The organism is Pseudotamlana haliotis, assembly GCF_008806375.1.
Taxonomy (GTDB): Bacteria; Bacteroidota; Bacteroidia; order Flavobacteriales; family Flavobacteriaceae; genus Pseudotamlana; species Pseudotamlana haliotis.
This window is the reverse complement of sequence record NZ_WAAT01000074.1, coordinates 1-3057: the sequence shown is the minus strand read 5'-3', so window position 1 is coordinate 3057 and position 3057 is coordinate 1. Positions and strand designations below refer to the sequence as shown.

Below are 3057 nucleotides of genomic sequence, written 5' to 3'. Positions count from 1 at the left end.
ATGGCTGGTATACAATTGATAAATGAAAAATTATTACAGGAGGAAGATTAAATAATTTACCTAAGTTTATTTCACATTATCATCTACATAAGTAATGACAATTTCTACGCGTCTGTCATATTTAGGATCTCCTCCTAAAGGAAATTTTCTACGCATGCCTAAGTGTCGCATACGTTTTTTACTCACGCCTTTTTCTGCAAAATAGTTATAAACAAACTCGGCTCTAGCTTCAGAAAGATTACGCTTTTTAGTTTTTCTGTTTACAGCATCACGTGAGTTTTGTGTACAACACACATGACCTTGAATGGTGAAATAAATTTCTTTTCTGTTTACTAAAGCTTCAGCGATTTCTTCCAATGTTTTTTCTGATCCAGAATTCATGGTGACTTCACCGGTTTTAAAGTAAATGGTATTAAAAACAATTTTATCACCTTTTTGACCTTCGTTAATACGTTCAACTGTTGTTTTTTCTTTTTCTATAGGAATGTCAACTTCAGCAATAGGTTCTGGATCGGGTTCTAAAAGTTTAGGCTTTACGATGATTTCTACTTTTCGGTTTAATCCTCTAATTTTTAAAATATCTTCTTCTTTAACAATTTTGAGTAAAATTTTACCTTTTCCATCGACATTAGTAATTAAACTCTCACTGATTTCATTGTTAGAAAAAATAGATTTAATAGCATCTGCCCGCTGTTGCGAAAGGATTAAATTGTAGTTATCGGCACCGCGATCATCACAAAAGCCGAAGATGGAAATGGACTCGATTTCAATATCATTTAAGTTGGAAATAAAAAGCAGTAAGCGGTTTTCTTCAGTACTTGGGACATCGTATTTATCGGTTTCAAAATAAACTTCATGGGTAAGGGCTTTTTGTGAGTAAACACATAAAGATTGAAGTATTACTAATATGAACACCAATAATTTAGACATAGTAGGGAGTTGTGACGATATAAATATAATATTTTTAATCGAAAATTTTACTAGAAGTCTGTGTATCTGAACATTTTATAGATGAAGTGAAATTTCACAAATAAAATGTTCAAAAATGAACTAAATGGATGGTGCAATGATTATCTTAAATAACTTTGATAAGATGATGAATTACTTAATATTTCTGAAGCTTTTTTTATTTCAGTATCATGAACTTTGTAATAATTATACAAGCCTTCTCTGTAAACGTAGCATTTCACGATATCTTCGGTAAGTAATTCTAATAAATAGGTTTTATTTTCGTCTATAACCGTGTTTTTAGATATGTTCAATTGATTTATTAAATCATCATACTCTTTCTTGATATTATCGTTTAAAGCTTCCTTTTTTGATGTTTCAAAGGCTTTTTTTAAGGCTTTTTCAGTTTCTGTTTCAAACGAAAAATCATTGGTTTTTAAATAACTTTTGAAGTTTGAAAAATCTTTATCTGTTAAAGTAAAACTGTTAATATCTTCAATTTTATGATTGTAATAGTAGTCTACTGCATAATTGAAAATTAAGTCATTATCTTGAATGGCTTTAGTAATCGTTGGATTTTTAGTAGCTCCTAGTGCAACATCAGGAAGGACACCTCCACCATCAAAAACTTTACGTCCGTTTTTCGTTTTGAATTCGTGATAATTCTCTTGTTTTACACGTACAGCCTCCCCTTTTTCGTTTCTATTCCAATAATCTAACGACTGAATACAGCGTCCGGAAGGTGTGTAATAACGTGAAATCGTGATTTTAACTTGTGTCCCGTAGGTAAGTTGTTTAGGACGTTGTACAAGGCCTTTTCCAAAGCTTCGCGCCCCTACAATTACCGCACGATCTAAATCTTGTAAAGCACCTGATACAATTTCACTTGCCGAAGCACTTGCGCCATCAATTAAAACTACTAACGGAATTTCAGTGTCTATAGGTTGATTTTGTGTAATATAGGAACGATTGTATTTCTTGACCTTCGATTTTGTGGTTACCACAAGTTGGCCTTTAGGCACAAAAAGATTTACAATTTTAATAGCTTCATTAAGTAATCCACCAGGGTTTCCGCGTAAATCTAAAATTATTTTTGTGGCCCCTTGCGCTTTTAAATCACGTAAGGCATAATTGGTTTCAACGTAAGCTTTATTATTAAAACGGGTTAAAACAATGTAACCTGTTTTATCATTCACCATTGAAAAGTGTGGGACTGCTTTGATGTCAACTTCAGCACGTTTTATAGTGGCTGTATGTGTTTTGCCCTGACGTAAATAAGTGACTTCTACTGAAGAATCTGATGTGCCTTTAAGTAAATCACCAGCATGATCTTTATAGTTAGCAACCACGGTATTTCCTATTTTAATAATCTCATCACCAGGTTTTAAACCAGCTTGATCTGCTGGATAGTCTTTGTAAGGTTCAATTACCACCAATTTATCTTCCATGGTTTTAATACGGGCACCAATGCCGGTATAATCACCAGTATTGTTAATACGAGCCGCTTCAACATCTTGCTCGTTCATAAAATTAGTATAGGGATCTAAATCGGCTAACATGCTTTTTATAGCCGTATCCATGAGTGCCCCAGGATTGGTTTCATCCACATAGTTCATGTTAAGTTCTTTGAACAGTGTGGTGAAAATTTCAATTTGTTTCGCTATTTCAAAAAAATCGTTTTTAAATGCCGATGTGGTTAAAAATACCACGCCCAGCATCACTGGAATTATAACTTTTTTAGTGAAGATTTTTTTCATGTAAGAGATTATTTTTCAGAAATCTGTTTTCTAAATTTTTCAAATAGAAGTTGCATACGTTTTTCTATTTGATCATATTTTGGTTTGTCTTTACCAATGTACAAAATCATAAACGCATAGGGCTGACTTAAATTGTTAAAAAAAGAGGCTTTGTTTAAGCGGTATGATTCTCGCATCAAACGTTTTATAAGGTTTCGATCTACAGCCAATTTAAAATGACGTTTACTAACCGAAACACCGGTTTGTGCTATAAGATCACCTTCAAATTGGCATGGCATAAATACTAGTCGCAGCGGATAGGCCGAAACCGATTTACCTTCAGTAAATAACTGATCAATTAGTTTTTTACTTT

3 protein-coding genes are annotated in these 3057 nt (G+C 33.0%); all 3 read right to left on the bottom strand.

Going from position 1 to position 3057, the window contains the following annotated elements; translation table 11 throughout:
* Window positions 1-66 precede the first annotated feature (66 nt).
* A complete protein-coding gene (locus tag F6U93_RS14490; protein ID WP_150940944.1) occupies window positions 67-930 on the bottom strand; it encodes an OmpA family protein in 864 nt (287 codons plus the stop codon).
* 140 nt (window positions 931-1070) lie between these two features.
* Window positions 1071-2705: a S41 family peptidase gene (locus F6U93_RS14485; RefSeq protein WP_150940943.1), complete on the bottom strand. Its 1635-nt coding sequence runs from the start codon at window positions 2703-2705 to the stop codon at window positions 1071-1073.
* 8 nt (window positions 2706-2713) lie between these two features.
* Window positions 2714-3057 (bottom strand): ribonuclease P protein component (locus tag F6U93_RS14480; RefSeq protein WP_150940942.1); only part of this gene is annotated, 344 nt, incomplete at its 5' end.